At 61.7% G+C, this 16,651-nt stretch carries 14 protein-coding genes; 7 read left to right on the plus strand and 7 right to left on the minus strand.

The features are described 5' to 3' along the window. Window positions 1-2: 2 nt before the first annotated feature. The 5 genes from ACKAMS_RS05455 to ACKAMS_RS05475 form a co-directional block, all read right to left on the minus strand. Window positions 3-878, minus strand: a complete 876-nt coding sequence (locus ACKAMS_RS05455; protein WP_408988719.1) for an oxygenase MpaB family protein — start codon at window positions 876-878, stop codon at window positions 3-5. A gap of 165 nt (window positions 879-1,043) precedes the next feature. Then, window positions 1,044-1,892, minus strand: a complete 849-nt coding sequence (locus ACKAMS_RS05460; RefSeq protein WP_020909078.1) for a 3-hydroxybutyryl-CoA dehydrogenase — start codon at window positions 1,890-1,892, stop codon at window positions 1,044-1,046. A 92-nt stretch (window positions 1,893-1,984) separates the two neighbouring features. Continuing rightward, window positions 1,985-3,142, minus strand: a complete 1,158-nt coding sequence (locus ACKAMS_RS05465; protein ID WP_003939784.1) for an acyl-CoA dehydrogenase — start codon at window positions 3,140-3,142, stop codon at window positions 1,985-1,987. A 159-nt stretch (window positions 3,143-3,301) separates the two neighbouring features. After that, complete coding sequence (locus tag ACKAMS_RS05470) at window positions 3,302-3,994, minus strand: TetR family transcriptional regulator (RefSeq protein ID WP_024487439.1); 693 nt, start codon at window positions 3,992-3,994, stop codon at window positions 3,302-3,304. 72 nt (window positions 3,995-4,066) lie between these two features. After that, window positions 4,067-4,687, minus strand: a complete 621-nt coding sequence (locus tag ACKAMS_RS05475) for a TetR/AcrR family transcriptional regulator (RefSeq protein ID WP_021345503.1) — start codon at window positions 4,685-4,687, stop codon at window positions 4,067-4,069. A gap of 91 nt (window positions 4,688-4,778) precedes the next feature. On the opposite strand from ACKAMS_RS05475, the gene ACKAMS_RS05480 reads away from it, so the two are divergent. Further along, complete coding sequence (locus ACKAMS_RS05480) at window positions 4,779-6,146, plus strand: cytochrome P450 (protein ID WP_113682533.1); 1,368 nt, start codon at window positions 4,779-4,781, stop codon at window positions 6,144-6,146. A 15-nt stretch (window positions 6,147-6,161) separates the two neighbouring features. Here the strand turns inward: ACKAMS_RS05480 and ACKAMS_RS05485 are convergent, their stop codons facing one another. Further along, window positions 6,162-7,766, minus strand: a complete 1,605-nt coding sequence (locus tag ACKAMS_RS05485) for an acyl--CoA ligase family protein (RefSeq protein ID WP_408988720.1) — start codon at window positions 7,764-7,766, stop codon at window positions 6,162-6,164. A gap of 131 nt (window positions 7,767-7,897) precedes the next feature. Between ACKAMS_RS05485 and ACKAMS_RS05490 the strand changes: the two genes are divergently transcribed. The 4 genes from ACKAMS_RS05490 (at window position 7,898) to ACKAMS_RS05505 (ending at window position 11,869) form a co-directional block, all read left to right on the plus strand. Then, the gene (locus tag ACKAMS_RS05490; RefSeq protein ID WP_408988721.1) at window positions 7,898-8,764 is read left to right on the plus strand and encodes a response regulator transcription factor; all 867 of its coding nucleotides are present in this window, start codon (window positions 7,898-7,900) and stop codon (window positions 8,762-8,764) included. Window positions 8,765-8,878: 114 nt separating this feature from the next. Continuing rightward, on the plus strand, window positions 8,879-10,306 hold the full coding sequence (locus ACKAMS_RS05495) for an amidase (protein ID WP_408988722.1): 1,428 nt from the start codon (window positions 8,879-8,881) through the stop codon (window positions 10,304-10,306). Between the two features lie 125 nt (window positions 10,307-10,431). After that, window positions 10,432-10,887, plus strand: a complete 456-nt coding sequence (locus ACKAMS_RS05500; protein WP_020909071.1) for a DUF6069 family protein — start codon at window positions 10,432-10,434, stop codon at window positions 10,885-10,887. 13 nt (window positions 10,888-10,900) lie between these two features. Next, window positions 10,901-11,869 (plus strand): TIGR00341 family protein, encoded by a 969-nt coding sequence (locus ACKAMS_RS05505; protein WP_020970736.1) that lies wholly within the window; start codon window positions 10,901-10,903, stop codon window positions 11,867-11,869. A 75-nt stretch (window positions 11,870-11,944) separates the two neighbouring features. On the opposite strand, the gene ACKAMS_RS05510 is transcribed toward ACKAMS_RS05505, so the two are convergent. Beyond that, a complete protein-coding gene (locus tag ACKAMS_RS05510) occupies window positions 11,945-13,186 on the minus strand; it encodes a DUF1254 domain-containing protein (RefSeq protein ID WP_223257983.1) in 1,242 nt (413 codons plus the stop codon). A 351-nt stretch (window positions 13,187-13,537) separates the two neighbouring features. On the opposite strand from ACKAMS_RS05510, the gene ACKAMS_RS05515 reads away from it, so the two are divergent. Then, window positions 13,538-14,734: an NAD-dependent epimerase/dehydratase family protein gene (locus tag ACKAMS_RS05515; protein ID WP_408988723.1), complete on the plus strand. Its 1,197-nt coding sequence runs from the start codon at window positions 13,538-13,540 to the stop codon at window positions 14,732-14,734. Continuing rightward, window positions 14,731-16,650: a hypothetical protein gene (locus ACKAMS_RS05520; protein ID WP_408988724.1), complete on the plus strand. Its 1,920-nt coding sequence runs from the start codon at window positions 14,731-14,733 to the stop codon at window positions 16,648-16,650. The genes ACKAMS_RS05515 and ACKAMS_RS05520 overlap by 4 nt, the downstream gene beginning before the upstream one ends. Window position 16,651: the final 1 nt, after the last annotated feature.

Raw genomic sequence — 16,651 nt, forward strand, 5'->3', positions numbered from 1 at the left:
GCTCACAGACCCTGCGCGCGGATGCCCGAGTAGGCGCGCGGTGCATACCGCAGTCGTAGCGGCAGCAGATGCCAGAACCGATCTGTCAATGTCAGGAAGCGGGCGAACCAGAAGTACATCCGTTCGTCGCGCGGAGTCCATTCCCATTCAAGGGTCTTGCGTGCCTTCTCCGGCATCAGTGCCTTGCCGATCCAGTTCGCCACGGCCATCGTGGGGCGAGAGCTAAGACGCCACAGCCATGTCGGAACCTTCGGAGCCGGTGCGATGTCGTGCTCGGCGATGTGTGTCGACCACTTCGTGGTGTGGGTGTTGATCAACTGGTTGTCGAGCATGTCTTCCCAGTACATGCGGAAGCTGGCGTAGTCGTCGAAAGCCGGCCGATCGGTGAGTCCGTAACAGCGCCACCAGGTTACGGCCTCACGGACAAGTTGGTCCTTCTGCTCCTGCGTGAACTTCTTGTACGCGAATCGCTCGTTGAAATCGAGAATCACCTCGAAGAACGTGACGTGTGTCCACCAGAAAGTGTCAGGAGTGAGGGCGTGGTAGCGCCCGCCGGTTTCGTCGATTCCTTTGAGATCGGTGTGGAAGTTGCGAACGAGCGTGCCTGTGCCCTCTTCGGTCCGGTCGTACACGACGCCGTAGATGGGCGGCAGTGAGCGGAACAGGCGGTCGAGCGGGTTGTCGAAGAAATTCGAATGATCTTGCAGTGCTCCGCTTACCGCGGGGTGCATGTTCTGCAGGGTGCCTGCGCGTCCGAGGTACAGCAGGCCGCGAACGTCGCCGAAGTGTGTCCATGTCAGGGAGCCGGGGCCGATCGGATCGGCTCGTAGTTCTCGAGGCTTGGGTCGACGAGTGCCGGTGTCCGCATCGCTGCTCATCTGGGTGCCCCTCCGCCTGCCATCATGTGACAACGGTTGTTGTCACATGATGACTTTTGCCGCGCTACACGAATTTGTCAATCGATTCGACAAGATCTGTCCGAAAAACAACTCCGGCCCCTCACCTGCAACAGGTGAGGGGCCGGAAGAGTGAAGCGGTCGGACTCAGGCGTATTCGTAGAACCCGCGACCGGTCTTCTTGCCGAGACGACCGGCGTCGACCATGCGGCGAAGCAGCGCCGGCGGAGCGTAGTGCGGTTCTGCGAATTCCGCGTACAGGGACTCTGCCGCTGCGAGGGCAATGTCGAGACCGACGGTGTCGAGCAGCGTCAGCGGACCCATCGGGTAGCCGCAGCCGCCCTTCATGGCCTCGTCGATGTCTTCTGCTGTGGCGTAGCCGGATTCGAGCATCCGGACTGCCTGGCACAGGTAAGGGATGAGCAGAGCGTTGACGATGAAGCCCGAGCGGTCGCCCGCGCGAACCGTCTTCTTGCGCAAGGTGTTCTTGGCGTAGTCGGTGACGGCGAGGACGGTCTCTTCGGACGTCGTGAGGCTGACCACGATCTCCACGAGCGGCATGACCGGCACGGGGTTGAAGAAGTGAACGCCGACAACCTGGCCGGGGCGCGAGGTGGCCTTGGCGATCTTGATGACGGGGATCGACGAGGTGTTGGTCGCCAGAATGCCTGCAGGCTTGACGATCTTGTCGAGCTTGCCGAAGATCTCGTACTTGAGAGCTTCGATCTCGGGAGCCGCCTCGATCACCAGGTCGCGATCGGCGAACTCTTCCATGTCCAGGGTGACGCGAACGCGTGCGATGGCGGCGTCGGCGTCTTCCTGCGTGATCTTGCCCTTGGCTACGCCGCGGTTGATCGACTTGGCGATCCGTTCGCGAGCAGCGGCGGCAAATTCTTCCTTGGTTTCGAGCACCAGTACCGAGCTACCGGCTTTTGCACAAACTTCGGCAATGCCGGCACCCATGGTGCCGCCGCCGATTACGCCTACGAGTTCCACGATTCTCCTCAAGATTCTTCAGACAGGGGTCAAGCCCCCGTGCGCGGTTAAGGAGTCTATGGACTGCCTGACCGCGCACAGGGCCGGAGGCCCTACTTCAGTAGCGCACGCGACATCACGACGCGCTGAATCTGGTTGGTGCCTTCGTAGATCTGCGTGATCTTGGCGTCGCGCATCATGCGCTCGACCGGGAAGTCGGTGGTGTAGCCGGCGCCACCGAACAGCTGCACGGCGTCGGTGGTGACCTCCATGGCAACGTCCGAAGCGAAGCACTTCGCCGCAGCGGAGATGAAACCGAGGTTCTTCTCGCCGCGCTCGGCGCGAGCAGCGGAGGTGTAGACCATCAGACGTGCGGCTTCGACCTTCATTGCCATGTCCGCGAGCATGAACTGAACAGCCTGGAAGTCGCTGATGGACTTGCCGAACTGCTTGCGATCCTTGGTGTATGCCAGAGCCGCGTCGAGTGCGCCCTGGGCCAGGCCGACAGCCTGAGCGCCGATGGTGGGACGCGTGTGGTCGAGGGTCTCGAGTGCCGTCTTGAAGCCGGTGCCCGGTTCGCCGATGATGCGGTCACCGGGGATGCGGCAGTTCTCGAAGTACAGCTCAGCGGTGGGGGAGCCCTTGATGCCGAGCTTCTTTTCCTTCGGTCCGACGACAAAGCCCTCGTCGTCCTTGTGGACCATGAAGGAGGAGATGCCGTTTGCGCCCTTGTCGGGATCGGTGACAGCCATGACGGTGTACCAGGTCGACTTGCCGCCGTTGGTGATCCAGCACTTGGAGCCGTTGAGGATCCAGTCGTCGCCGTCAGCCTTCGCGCGGGTACGCATCGAAGCGGCGTCGGATCCGGCTTCACGCTCGGACAGTGCGTACGACGCCATTCCGCCGTTCACGAGGTCCGGGAGCACCTTGGACTTGAGCTCTTCGGAACCCTTGAGGATCAGGCCCATGGTGCCGAGCTTGTTCACGGCGGGGATCAGCGAGGAGGAGCCACAGACGCGGGCGACTTCCTCGATGACGATGCAGGTGGCGACGGAGTCGGCGCCCTGGCCGTCGTAAGCCTCGGGAACGTGGATTGCGTTGAAGCCAGACGCGTTGAGGGCGGTGAGCGCTTCCTCGGGGAAACGTGCGTTCTCGTCGACGTCCTTGGCGTACGGCGCGATTTCCTTCTCGGAGAGTCCGCGGATAGCAGCCCGCAGTTCGTCGTGCTCTTCGTTCAGTGCGAAGAGATTGAAATCCGGGTTTCCTGCCATGGGAACGCTCCTTGGTGAAGGTTGCTTGAAGGCGGTCGGTGCGGCTCCGGCGTTACCAACGAGAGTCGCGGACAGGCCGGTGCCAATGACCCCAGTCAAACACGGCACTGAGTGCCAGGTCAAGGGATGGGAGTGTGAAGTTCCGGTGCACGAGCGGTGTCAGCCGAGTTGTTCGTGGATTTTTCTGCTGATCTCCTCGGCGGACGTGCCCGGGGGAAATGCTACTACCAGCACAGACTTCGATTCTGGCGTGCTGGTCTTGGACCCGGGTGCCACGCCGTACGTCCGCCGAACGTCGAGCAATGCCTGGCTCAGCGCTTCGGCTGTGGCGTCTTCGTCGCCTTTGATCATGCTTCGCAAGAGGTAGTTGTGGCACGCGGTGACAGCTGCGGCAAAACCGACAACCTCGAGGACCGGTTCGCGGGGAACAGCGCTGCGCAGGTAGTCGACGAAGAGGCGCTCATAGCGGAATCCGGTGACGAGTTCGCGGTCGCGAAGAGCCGGAACATGCTGTACGACGCGGTATCGCCGCATCGACAGGTCACGGTTCCGGCGGAAGAAATCGAAGACCAGTCCCGCTGCCTCGCACACGGACGCCCAGGGGTCGGCGGAATCGGACGCGAGGAACTCGGCCACGTGTTCGAGGAGGGACTCGTGATCGGCGAAGATCACGTCTTCCTTGGAGCGGAACTGCCGGAAGAACGTCCGGCGCGACACACCGGCGGCAGCGGCGATCTGCTCGACGGTGGTGGCTTCGTACCCGTTCTCCGAGAACAACCGGATCGCTTGAGACGCGACGTGTACCCGAAACTGTGCGGGGTCAGTTCCGGGCAGGTCTGCGCGTTCACTCATGGGGACAAGTATTGCGCCTGTTCGCGCCATCCCGGTGTGGCGGGCAGCAACCGCATGCCGATCGGTTCCATCTCAACGGTGTGCGGTGGACGTGAATTGGTAGGTTGCCGCCTCGACGATCTCGTCAGGGGTAATAGCGATCTCCTCGTTCAGCCACGCGGTGACCAATTCGGCAAGGCCCCCGACGAAGAGCAGTCCGTTGATCTGACCTTGATGAGATGGCCAAGCTCGGTCGCCGTACATTCGCGAGGCTTCGTCCGCGACCATTTGCGCGAAGCCGTGCAGTACCGCGCGCCGGTGTGCGCGAAGGGGCTCGTATGCAGCGGATTCGATCATTGCCACACGCCCCTTGCGGGGATCGTCGGTGAGGAGGGTGACGAACGACGTGATGGCATCTCGTACGCGCTGCTCGAGCGTTCCGTCGCTCGCTCGTAGTGCGGTCAGGCCGGCGTCGCGAACCTCGTCGGCAATTCCGTCCAGGATTGTTTTCAGCAGTTCGTCTCTGCTGGAAAAACTTTCGTAAAAGTAGCGTTCCGTCAACTTGGCTCGCGCACAGATCGCGGTCATCGTGGCGCCTCGACTGCCTGCGACAGCGAATAGTTCCAGCCCTGCCTCTAGCAAGCTCTCGCGCCGCAATGCTGAGCGCTGGTCGCCGCTGAGGCCGGCATACCGCCGCGGCGTCGGAGAAGTCATAGGTCGATATTGACAGACGCAACCACTGTGACGCAGACTACAGTCCATCTGACAGGATGCACTGTCAGATTGAGCGAGAGTAGAGGTCGCAGTGTCCAAGATCCTGGCTCGTCCCCCCGTGAACTCGCAGTTGCACCCGATTTCGGGCCGTTCCGGGCTGCCTCTCGTCGGGCACGCTCTTGCATACATCCGCGATCCACTCGCATTGATGCAAGAGAACTGGGATCGATACGGCGAGGTCTCTTGGTTCTCGATGGTCGGTCGGCAGTGGATCGCTGTTCTCGGACCCGACGCGTGCCAGGAAGTGCTGCAGAACAAAGATCGGGCATTTGTGAACAGCGACGGCTGGTCGGTGCTTATCGGCCCCTTTTTTCACGGTGGGCTGATGCTTCTCGATTCGGAAGAACATCTACGGCATCGTCGAATCATGCAGCAGGCGTTCACTCGGACCCGGATCGAGAAGTCTGTCGACGTTCTCAATCCGGCAATCGACTCGGCGCTCGACACATGGACCCCCACTGACGGATTTCGTGCATACACAGCGCTGAAGACACTCACCCTCGATCTCGCCACCGACATCTTCATGGGCGGTGCGGAAGGAAGCACCGAAAGCGAAATATCTTCGGTGAAAAAGGCTTTCGTGGATTGTGTGCAGGCGGCTACTTCTCTGGTCCGCTACCGCGTGCCGGGGACCAGATGGAAGCGAGGACTCGACGGCCGCCGGGTCCTGGAAGACTTCTTTCGTCGCTACCTGCCGGCGCGTCGAGCTCGCGCAACCGATGATCTGTTCTCCGTGCTCTGTCACATCGAATCCGAAGCAGGACAACGCTTCAGTGACGACGAAGTGATCGACCATATGATCTTCCTCCTGATGGCCGCACACGACACTTCGACGATCACCCTTTCCACGATGATGCAATATCTAGGTCAACATCCGAAGTGGCAGGACAGGTGCCGTGCCGAGTCGCTCGCTCTGGGGACCTCGACGCCCAGCTATGCAGATCTCGACGGCCTGAGCAGCCTTGACCTGGTGATGAAGGAATGCCTCCGACTCGTCTCTCCCGTACCGGTCATGGCGCGGCGAGCGGTCCGCGACACTCAAGTACGGGGTCACTTCGTGCCTGCGGGAACGTATGTTTCTGTCGCCCCTCACTTCACGCACCACATGGCGCAGTACTGGCCTGATCCAGAGCGTTTCGATCCCGAGCGTTTCGCTGAGAATCGACGCGAAGACAAGGTTCATCGGTACGCGTGGGAACCGTTCGGCGGTGGAGTGCACAAATGTCTGGGAATGCACTTTGCCGGCGCCGAGATCAAGGCAATCATGCACCACCTCCTCATGCGCTTCGACTGGAACGTCGACGCAGATTACGTCGCTCCGCTCGACTTCACGTCCTTGCCGTTCCCTTCGGACGGGCAACCTGTCGATCTGCGCCGGCGTCACACTTCGGTGCGCTGAGACCCTACGGCCGAATTACTTCGACGCACGCAATTGGAACTTGAGAACCTTGCCGGTCGGGGTGCGAGGAAGGTCGAGTGGAAAGACGATGTCGCGGGGAACCTTGTACCCGGCCAGCAATGCACGGGTGTGCTCGACGATGTCTTCGGCGGAAGCCTGTAATCCCTTGCCCAGCACCACGAATGCCTTCGGGCGCTCGCCCCACTTCTCGTCGGGAACGCCGACGACTGCCACGTCGATCACGGCAGGGTGACTCATGATCGCCTGCTCCACCTCGACGGTGGAGATGTTCTCACCGCCCGAGATGATGATGTCTTTCGCGCGGTCCTTGAGCTGGATGTAACCGTCGGGATGCATGACGCCGAGGTCGCCGGAATGGAACCAACCACCGGCAAATGCTTCGGCGGTCGCGGCCTCGTCACGGTAGTAACCGAGCATCACGTTGTTGCCGCGGAGCACGATCTCACCCATGGTCTGGCCGTCGGCGGGAACGTCGTTCATCTCGGCATCGACAACGCGAGCATTTTCGGCCTGCACCATGCCGACTCCCTGACGGGAGAGAAGTGCGGCGCGCTCGGACTGCGGCTTGTCGTCCCAGGCTTCCTGGTACTCGCAGATCGTGTAAGGGCCGTATACCTCGGTGAGGCCGTAGACGTGGACGACGGTGACACCGATGTCTTCGAGTTTTCCGATGATCGTCGGTGACGGGGGAGCGCCGGCGGTGGTGATGTGCAGGGCTTCGACCTTGTGGGCCTGGTCCGCGTCGGCGATGGTGGAGCAGACGGTAGGAGCGCCGCACAGATGCGTCACGCCCAGATTGTCGATGGCGTCCCAGATCGCGTCGGCGCGGACCGCGCGCAGGCAGATGTGTGTGCCTGCGGCCTGAGTGACGGCCCACGGCGTGCACCACCCGTTGCAGTGGAACATCGGCAGTGTCCACAGATACTTCGTCGCTCCGTCGAAGCCGTTGTGGAATGTCTCGCCGAGCGAGTTCAGGTATGCCCCGCGGTGGGAGTACATGACGCCCTTGGGTTTTCCGGTGGTGCCAGAGGTGTAGTTGATGGCGATGCACTGCTGCTCGTCGTCGACGCCCCAGTGCAGTGGCTGATCGGTGAGAGCCTGACCTTCGGCAATCAGATCGGCGTACTGCCCGGTGACGATTCCGGTGGGAACCTCCGGGGACGGGACGGTGGAGTCCGGGATCTCGATGATCTCGCGCAGGCTCGTCACGTTCGCCTTGGACGAGGTGACCGAGCCGACGAATTCGGAGTCGACGAACAGGATCGTGGTTCCCGAGTGATCGAGGATGTACTCGAGTTCGGGACCGGCGAGGCGTGAGTTCAGGGCGATCAGGACTCCGCCGGCGAGTGGGACGGCAAAATGCGCGAACAGCATCTCGGGAACGTTCGGCGCCAGGTACGCAACGCGGTCACCGGGCTGAATGCGTTGACGCAGGACGCGGGCCAGCGCTGCGACCTCGTCACCGAACTCTCGGTACGTGTAGGTCCGGTCGCCGTGAATGACGGCGGTGCGATCGGGGAACACCGCAGCGCTGCGCTCGAGAAAGCGCAGCGGACTGAGCGGGGTGTTGTTGGCTGCGAAAGCTGTCGAGACAGACACGGTTCCTCCGAAGGCGACGTGACACGGTTGGTGTCACGGTAGTTGTGATCGGCACTACAAATGGCCTGGATGCACGCTATTGCCCAGTCAAAGGTGCCGCTACCCTCTGAATTGGGTATGTGGAGGTGAGAGTGAGCAGGGTACTGAGACCGAGCGACGACGACGCGTTGCGCGCCGAACTGCGTCGACTGCACCCCCGAACCGAGTTGCCGGTTCTGTTCGGCGGTTGTGTCGACGACCGGTCGCTGACCATCACCGGCTACGTCGGGACTCGTAGCAACATCCTGCGAAATTTGAAGATCGACGCCGAATGCGGACTCGGTGGTCGTGCGATCGCAGAACAACGACCGGGCGCGGTGCAGGACTACGCGAACTCGTCGCACATCACCCATGACTACGACTACGAAGTGGGCACCGAAGCCATCGAATCCTTGATGGCAGTCCCGATCGTCGTACGCGGGGTTACTCGCGGAGCGATCTACGCAGGACTGCGCGCCAACCTGCCGATCGGCGACGTGATCGCCGAGACGATGATGCGATCGTCGTACGCGTTGGCCCGCGAATTCGAGATTCGCGACGAGGTGGATCGTCGGGTGGCGATGCTCGATACCGCTGCGGTGGAACATGGTTCGAATCGCGATGCCCAGATATCCGAAGGGTTGACCGAGAGCGTCCTGGCGCTCGGCGAGATCGCGGCGAACCTCGAGGACATGGCTCTCAGCGCGCAGGTCCTCGCCGTCGAGGCAAAGTTGCGGGCGTTGGCGTCGCCGAAACCTTCCGCGAACACTCCAGTCGCGAACACCGTTGTCCTGTCGCCCCGCGAGCGGGAGGTGATGGGCTACGTAGCTCTGGGACTGCGCAATGCCGAGATAGCCGAGAGGTTGTCCCTGAGCGTCGAAACGATCAAGACGTACATGCGGAATCTGATGGGAAAACTCGACGTCCGCAGTCGGCACGAAGCAGTTGTGGAAGCGCGGCGGCAGGGCTTGATTCTGTAAGGCTGAATCGGTGGGCCGGTCCCGCCAAGCGGAATTTCAAAGCTACGCCTTCGCCATGGTTGATATGACGGACCTCACTATCGGCAGAGTTCGACACGAGTGATGAGGGCATCGATGCAGGATTTGTTCGACAACAACGACATGACCGGCCTGGCCGAGGCGATCAAGAGCGGCGACGTCTCCGCCAAGGAAGTTCTCGAGTTCAGCCTGGACCGGCTCGACGAGCGCAACCCGGCAGTCAACGCGGTGATCAGTGAGCGTCGCGAGGAGGCACGCAACGAGGTATCAGGCGGCTTGCCGGAAGGTCCACTGCACGGCGTCCCGTTCGTGGTCAAAGACCTGGGCATGGACGTCGCAGGATTGCCGAGCACCAACGGATCTCGATTGTTCGCCGATGCTGTGGCAGAAAAAGATTCGACGCTCGTGGAGCGGTACCGTGAGGCCGGTCTGGTTGTCATCGGCAAGACGAACACCCCGGAGTTCGGTAAGAATGCGAGTACCGAACCTGCGCTGTTCGGGCCTACCCGCAACCCTTATGCCCTTGATCGTTCACCCGGCGGATCTTCGGGTGGCACGGCTGTAGCTGTTGCCGTCGGGATCGTGCCCGGCGGCCATGCCAGTGACGGCGGTGGATCGATCCGTATTCCCGCATCGGCCTGTGGCTTGGTAGGCCTCAAGCCCAGCCGTGGACGTACTCCGACGGCACCGGCGCGCACGCTGTTCTCGTCGCCGATGAGTGTTCATCACGCACTCACCCGAAGTGTCCGCGACACTGCACTGCTTCTCGATCTCTCCGCCGGGCCGACTGTCGGTGATCCTTACGTGATCCTGGCGCCGAAGCGGCCGTACATCGAGGACGTGGGTGCGGATCCCGGACGGTTGCGGATCGGTCTGAGTAACACTCTTCCTGATGGCACCCCGGTGGACCCGGAGTGCTCGGCCGTCACAACCAGTGTTGCCGGCCTGCTCGAAGAACTCGGTCACGATGTGACCGAGGGTGCCCCAAACTTTCCGCTCGATGCGCTCACCGCCGGGCTTTCCGTGTTGATGGGCATTCCGATGACGATCGAGGTCGACGAACGACTCGAGGCCCTGAACCGCGCAATCCGCGACGACGACCTCGAGCCGATGGCTCGGATGATCTACGACCGCGCGAAGTCCGAAAGTGCGACGAACGTCGTCAAGGCATTGCAGGAACTCGAGCGGGCGGCCCAGGTGATCGGTGCGTTCTTTGTCGATCACGACCTGTTGCTGACGCCGACGATGGCTCGACCGGCAGCTCCGCTCGGTCTGCTCGATACGGCAAATCCCATGTCGATCTGGGAGCATTCGGCCGGGTACAGCGGTTTGACCAGTCCGTTCAACAGTTCGGGTCAGCCTGCGATTTCCTTGCCGATGGGTCATGACTCGGCCGGCGTCCCTATCGGCGTGCAGTTGGTCGGTGCGTTCGGGCGTGAAGATTTGCTGATCCGGGTTGCGTCGCAGCTCGAGGTGGCGCGCCCGTGGAGCATTGCCCCGGTGTGGCCACCCGTCCCGGCGTAGCCCCGGCACCGTCGAAGAGACGAGAGCACCGTACTTTTCACCCGTCGAGGGTGAATGTGGGCCGTCCCGAAACGCATACAGTTCGGAAGGACAGCCCTACCCGATATCGGTGAAGGAGTCTCTCGATGAGCCAGTTCCAACCAGACAGTCCGGCGACTCCCGCCGTCAATGCACAACGACTGTGGGCGGGCGGGGCCGCAACTGCGCTCGTCGCGGCCCTGGCCGCAGTCGTCGGACTACTGATCGTGCGGGGAATCCTCGACACTCCGGTCATCACACCGGAGCGGATGCCGGGGAATTCACAAGCCGGCTCGCTTGCTCTCAGCGCCGCGATCGCAGCGCTGGTCGCTACCGCACTTCTGCATGCGTTGATGGTGTCGACACCACGTGCGTCGAACTTCTTCGCGTGGATCGGAATCCTCGCAACGATCGCCACCGCGCTGTGGCCGTTCACGATCGCAGCGACCACCGCATCGCGAGTCGCCAGCGCCGCAATCTACTTCGTCGTCGGAATCGCGATCGTCTCGTTGCTCACCGGGGTCGCAGGGTCCGCGCAGACCACTCGCCGTATCGGCGTGTGACGGAGTATCGACCGTGAACGGAGTGGTTCCGCAAGCACAACGGCGCACATTGGCGGAGCTCGACGAAAAGCTCAATTTTTCGGTGGGGGACCGAGATTCGAAGCGATCCGCCTTCTGGGTGATGCTGACGCTGTCTGCCGTGATCGCCGTGGCCGGTGTCGTGGGCGATTCCACGGCAACCGTCATCGGGGCGATGATCGTCGCTCCCTTGTCGACGCCGATTCTCGGGGTCGGGCTGGGTATCACAACTGGCCAAGGCGCTTTGGTCGGGCGGAGCCTGGTCTATGTCGTCGGTGGTATCTGCCTCGTCGTCGTATTGGGTGTCGCGTTCGCTCAGGTATTACCGAATCCCTCCAACGTGCTGACCAATTCCCAAGTGCTTGGGCGTACTTCGCCGACGTTGATGGACTTGACGGCAGCACTTGCGACCGGTTTGGTCGGGGCCATCGCGATCGCGCGCAAGGATGTCGGCGACGTACTTCCCGGTGTCGCCATTGCAATTTCGCTTGTCCCACCGTTGGCGGTGGTAGGTGTCTGTCTCGGCTCGGGGTCGCCGAGTTTGGCGGTGGGCGCGTTTGTACTGTTTGCATCGAACGTTGTTGCCATGATCATCACTGCGACAGGCGTGTTCGTCGCAGCTGGGTACGCGCGCGACGCCGGGATCTTGAAGACGTCGCGGCGGCGGGCATACCTCGTGCTTGCCGCTCTGTTGATCGTCGTCGCGATTCCGATGGTCGGCAACTCCCTGTCGTCGTTGTGGGCGAGGCAGATCGGGAGCGCGGCGCAACAGTGGCTCGCAGACACTCCGGGAGCCGAGGTCACCGATGTCACCTGGCAGGGCAGCACCGCCACCATCGACGTGCTCGGCCCGGAAACCCTTCCCCCACTGGATGAACTGGAGGCATCGATCGACGCACTGATTCCGTGGAACCCGGACGTGCAGATCGTCCATACCGTCGGGACGAGGATCGCGGCGGGGTAACCGTTTTCAATCGGTGGCCATCACGCGTCGAATGTCGGTCGGCAATTCATCGGTGACTTCAGTCGAGGCGCTCGATCACGTGACGTCGAAGGACGGTGTCAGGTATTCGCCGTCCTGAACGGCCTTGCTCGGGCCGTACATTCGCATGATGAGGTAGGCGTCTTTCTCCGGAATGGGGAGGAAGTTCGGATTCTCTGCGTTGGCGTCGACGTCCGCGCTCAGCACGATCGTAAAGTAACCGTCGTCGTCCATGATCAGCGTGCGATCGCCGCGACTGTGACGATTGATCGCATTGTGCGCCATCAAGCGATCGTCGGAACCATAGACGGTGAACGACCAGAATTCGCTCACCTCCGGAGGGAGAAGGCGCGCACGGTACGTCTTGCCATGCGCGCCGTTGATCGGTTGCCCGTCGGAGCCTGTCTCGACCTTGACGTACACCGACTCGACCGGTGGCAGCCCCCACTGGCCGAGGTACGTTCCCTCGGCGAAGAAATCGCGCGGCCCGTCCTGAAGGTCGGCCCGCGTGCCCAGGAGCTTTCCCGCGTTCGTCATCTCAGGCGCGAGATCACGGATATGTGCCATCCCAAGCTGCTCTCCGCGCTCGGCGGCATCCAGTTGCTCAGGTGTGAATTCAGTTTTCCCCGGTTCCAGACCGATGTCGTGGTACTTCGTCAGCCATTCCGCATCGGCTCGGGCCATTGAACCGGCAGCCAGGACGAAGTTGGTGCGCGCGAGCCAGTTCGTCGATTTCGGATCGGGATAGTCGCGGATTGGTTGCCCCGGGCCGCACGCCCCCAGGAACACCGACAGCGTTTCCAACTTCCACTGGTCCTGGAGGTTTCGGGCCGCCTCTAGGTCGTCGCCGCCGGTAGTCATGATGCGGGCCATGACCTTGATCAGATCGGACTCGGAGCGCACAACCTCGTCGACCCCGTCCGGAATGTCACCGTCCCACACACCACTGGCGAACAGGAAGCGTCCTCCTCGCGCACCCCGTGTTCGAGATCCGATCATGGCGTTGGTGTAATGACCGAGGTCCATCGTGTGCAGGATCCAGTACCGCCCCTCGTCGAAGTCCGGGACGGTCACAACCACAGGTTCGGCACCGACATCGAACCATCCCTGCAGGTGCAGCGTGTCGTTGTTGATCGAGGGGTGGGCTGTATAGGTGTCATCTGCCAGGTCTCGCAACAGTTGGAACTCGTTTACAGCGCGCCCAGGCTCGATGGTCGTCTCGAACAGGAACTTGTACGCCTCGTCGATCGAATAGGCGTACAGATACGCATCCCTGGCCAGGTTCTCGGAAATCGTCACTCCAACCACATCCTCAGCTTCGTCATCGAACTCCACACGATCCTCGAACCATGTCTCGGTATAGAGTTGCGGCACAACAACAGTCGTCAAATAAGGCCGTTCCTGAACTTGCCTCGTGTTGTGCTTGGGAATACGAGATGACCATACCCTCGAGATCCGTGCCTACTGCCGCATGGACGCTCCTGCACTTGATGTTCACCCGTAGTAGGTGAAGTGCATGCGATCTTGGCACTACAGACTGACGATGTGGTCATGGCATCGAATTCGGCATCGGGATCCGGGCTACAGGTGAAGCATGCGAGAACCGCCTGCATGAGTGACACCTGTCCTCCACGGAAGTAAGGGAGAACCATGCGCATACTGATACTCGGTGGTGACGGATTCTGCGGTTGGCCGAGCGCTCTGCATCTTTCGGCGCACGAGCATCAGGTGACCATCGTCGACAGTTTTGTTCGTCGTCGAATCGACGATGAACTGCGGGTGCAGTCGCTTACCCCGATTTCGACTCTCTCCGAGCGTGTGCGGGCCTGGTCGGAAGTGACCGGCCGAAGAATCGACGTCGTCGAATTCGATCTGGCCCACGAGTACGACGTCTTACTCGATGTCCTCAGCAAGGTTCGTCCGGAGGTGATCGTGCACTTCGCGGAACAGCGCGCTGCTCCGTACTCGATGAAATCGCCGGAACTCAAGCGCTACACCGTCGACAACAATCTCAACGCAACTCACAACCTGCTTGCCGCGGTGGTTCAGACCGGCCTCGACGCCCATGTAGTTCATCTCGGGACGATGGGCGTCTACGGATACGAGTCGGTGCCGGTAGATCTGCCCGAAGGCTATCTGACCGTGAGTTACCCGGACCGAGACGGACATCTTCATTCACGCGAAATTCTGTACCCGACGGCGCCCGGTAGCGTTTACCACCTCACCAAGTCCTTGGACCAGTTGCTGTTCCAGTTCTACGCGCGCAACGACGGCGTGCGGATCACCGACCTCCACCAGGGCATCGTCTGGGGCACACAGACGGACGAGACTGCGCTCGATTCCCGTTTGGTCAACCGCTTCGACTACGACGGTGATTTCGGAACGGTGCTGAACCGCTTTCTGGTTCAAGCGGCGCTCGGTCATCCCTTGACCGTGCACGGGACCGGAGGGCAGACTCGGGCCTTCATCAACATTCGTGACACCGTGCGGTGCATACGATTAGCCGCAGAATCCGGGGACGCCGTCGACGGACGGGTACGCGTGATGAATCAGGTGACCGAGACTCACCGCGTCTCCGATCTGGCACGCCTGGTCGCCGAGTCGATCGGCGCGCGCATCAGTGAGGTCCCGAACCCCCGTGCCGAGGCTGATGAAAATCTGCTCAGTGCACGCAATGATCACTTGCTCGGCCTCGGTCTGGAGCCGACTCGGCTGGACGCCGGACTGCTGCAGGAGTCGGTGGAAATCGCACAGAAGTATGCAGATCGGGTCGACGTGAGCCGAATCCCGTCCACCTCGTACTGGAACAGCGCAAGGAGATCATCTGCCGCAGGAGCCGATGCATGAACGACGACACAGATGGCCCGGCCGTAGATCCGCCTGATGGCACTCCGGGCTCGGGAGCGAAAGATTCCGAGCCCGAATACTTTCCGGGGGAACGTGGGCGTTCGGTTCCACGATCTGCATGGTGGGTACTTGCGGCTGCCGTCGTACTCTTGCTGGTTTTCGTGTTCGTGCGGCCGTTGTGGTTCACGCGCGATGTCGACGACAACAGCCTCGATGTTCCGGCGGATCGTCACTACACGAAGTCGCTGTCGGGAGCGGGATTCGACGACGGCGTCTGGCTCACCGACGATTCGCCGTCGACGAGTTTCGACGTCACCTTCCCGGTCGATTCGGCGCGGGAACAGACCCGACTGCGATTGACCGGGACGTCGCAGGTGGCCCGGGACAGTGTCGTGTTCCTGATCGTGAGGATGGACGGTCAGCAGGTCTACAAGAGTGAGTTGAACACGGGGGAAACCGGATTGGACGTCATGGTCGATGTTCCGGGGCAGTTGTCGAGCGACGGACAGGTGCGCGTACAGGTGCAGGTACAAGGGACCCTCGACAATCGGACCTGCACACCCGACCATGCGGCCGGAATGCAGGTGCACCTGGATCCCACCAGCGTCGTAGAAGCGGCCTTGTCGGAACCTGTACACACAGTTCGCGACGCCGTCGTCTCCTGGGATCGTCGTCTCACCGTGGTCCTGGTCGATCAGAGTGACCAGTGGCGAACAGCCGCAGCACAAATGGGAATCGCGTTGACCCGAGCAGGGTACGAGGTGACGTACTCGGACCGGTTGCCAGGCGAAGGCGATGAAAACGTAGTGATGGTGGGCCCGACGGACGCACTCGTCGATCAGGGCTGGTCTGCCACGGAAGGGCAAGCTGGGTCCATCACGCTCGGAAAGGCCCAGGGCACAGCGGTGGTGGCGATGACCCAACCGAACGGTGACTTGATTTCGAGATTCCTCACGACTCCGATTGTGTCCACGGCTGATTCGGAACGGAGCGATCCGCAAGCGCTCGTGACAAAACCGTTGAGCGGCAACGACGTGGCTCTCGATGCACTCGGCGGTGACACGTCCGTCGTGCAGGTCACCGAAAACCATCGGTGGCGCATCGGGTACTCACTCGCCGATCTACCCGGCGGGCGTCTACCGCAATCAGTTCGGGTCGGGATGCAACTCCCGGCGTCGCCCGACGACCTCACCTGGATTCTCAACGTTCAACTCAACGATCAGTTGGTCGACAGTCGCCGCCTCGATCGCGCGACCTCGGTGGAGACTGTCATCGCTTTGCCGACGTCGTCGCAGCTACTGGAAAACACTCTGACCCTCAGCATCCAGCGTGACCGTGATCTGGGTGGCTGCGATGTGCGAGTGACCACGTACCCGATGCAACTCGAGACATCTTCTGCTCTCGTGCTCGGTGATGACCCCGGGATCGGATTCACGGCCGTACCCCGGACGCTTGCGCCAGGATTCGCCGTTTATCGACCCGACGCTTCGAGCGTGAGCGCAGTGGACGAACTCAACGCAGTCGTCCCGGTGCTGACGAAGTTCATTCCGAATGGGTACGACCCGGAGTTTCTCTGGAATTCCCAACCGGCACCGGGTCAGCCATTCGTGCTGATCGGGCAAAGCCCGGAAGTGAATCCACCGGTGCGCATCGACAATGGACGAATTCTGGCAGGCGCTGAGCAATCCACCCTCGACATTTCCTCGTTCGACGACGGAATGGTGGTCGAAACTGCCACCAGTACAACAGGTGCCGGGGGACTCGCCATTCAATTTGTCGGGGAACCCGGTAAAATTCCGGTACCGCCGTTCGGGACGGAATCCGCTCGACTGATGACGGCTCAGGGCAGCGTCATCGTGAACGCCGACGGCACAACGGGTCCCGGCGCTCCGGCACGTGCGAACGGACCCCGGTGAG

Origin of the sequence: Rhodococcus sp. 5A-K4 (genome assembly GCF_046097995.1) — a bacterium.
Classification (GTDB): domain Bacteria; phylum Actinomycetota; class Actinomycetes; order Mycobacteriales; family Mycobacteriaceae; genus Rhodococcus_F; species Rhodococcus_F erythropolis.

Excerpts from the sequence above, each read along its gene's own strand:
- ACKAMS_RS05455 (WP_408988719.1), bottom strand. The coding sequence starts at position 878 with ATGAGCAGCGATGCGGACACCGGCACTCGTCGACCCAAGCCTCGAGAA.
- ACKAMS_RS05465 (WP_003939784.1), bottom strand. The coding sequence starts at position 3,142 with ATGGCAGGAAACCCGGATTTCAATCTCTTCGCACTGAACGAAGAGCAC.
- ACKAMS_RS05470 (WP_024487439.1), bottom strand. The coding sequence starts at position 3,994 with ATGAGTGAACGCGCAGACCTGCCCGGAACTGACCCCGCACAGTTTCGG.
- ACKAMS_RS05475 (WP_021345503.1), bottom strand. The coding sequence starts at position 4,687 with ATGACTTCTCCGACGCCGCGGCGGTATGCCGGCCTCAGCGGCGACCAG.
- ACKAMS_RS05495 (WP_408988722.1), top strand. The coding sequence starts at position 8,879 with ATGCAGGATTTGTTCGACAACAACGACATGACCGGCCTGGCCGAGGCG.
- ACKAMS_RS05500 (WP_020909071.1), top strand. The coding sequence starts at position 10,432 with ATGAGCCAGTTCCAACCAGACAGTCCGGCGACTCCCGCCGTCAATGCA.
- ACKAMS_RS05515 (WP_408988723.1), top strand. The coding sequence starts at position 13,538 with ATGCGCATACTGATACTCGGTGGTGACGGATTCTGCGGTTGGCCGAGC.
- ACKAMS_RS05520 (WP_408988724.1), top strand. The coding sequence starts at position 14,731 with ATGAACGACGACACAGATGGCCCGGCCGTAGATCCGCCTGATGGCACT.